The following is a 676-nucleotide window of genomic DNA, read 5'->3' as shown; positions in this document are numbered from 1 at the left end:
AATCCAGTGTAAAGACGAACAAATGGGATAAAGGAACTGAACCGCTAGAAGCAACGAAATAGATGAAACCTACGTTCAAAACAACCCCTTTTTGCTGCGACACAAGATTTGTAATTAAATCAAATATTTCTCGCTTGGAGCCTACATCAACCCCTTTAGTTGGTTCATCAAACAACAGCACGTCAGAGTCTGTAACAAGCCATTTTCCGATTGCTACTTTCTGCTGATTTCCACCACTTAACGTTCCAACTGACTGCTCGATAGAATGAGACTTTACGCCAACTTGCCCAGTCGTTTTCTGCGCTTTTTCTTTGATCTTTCCTCGCTTTAAAAACGAATACTTTGTAAAGCGGGACAGACTTGGCAAAACTAAGTTATCGGCAATCGATTCATGAACAAAAATCCCTTCTTTTCTTCGTTCTTCAGGAACAAGAGAAAGACCTTGTGCAATATAATAATAAGGCTGTTTATTCAATTTTAGTTTCTTGTCTTTTAACCGCACGCTGCCGCTCACATATTGCTCTAAACCAAATAGACTTCGGCAAAGCTCCGTTTTCCCCGCTCCGACAAGCCCTGCAATACCGACTACTTCTCCTTCTTTCACATGAAAAGAGATATTAGAAAGGCGCCCTGGAAGAGATAATGCTTCTACATGTAAAAGTTCGTTTCCAAATTC

General features: G+C 40.5%; 1 protein-coding gene. It reads right to left on the bottom strand.

Annotated features, from left to right (window positions below):
• Positions 1-676, bottom strand: a 676-nt coding sequence (locus AC1DRF_RS31150; RefSeq protein ID WP_477742716.1) for an ATP-binding cassette domain-containing protein, incomplete at both ends; no start/stop codon positions are given.

This window comes from Priestia sp. P5_B4, assembly GCF_056400385.1.
Note: the sequence above shows the minus strand (reverse complement) of the source record. Positions and strands in the feature narration are given on the sequence as shown.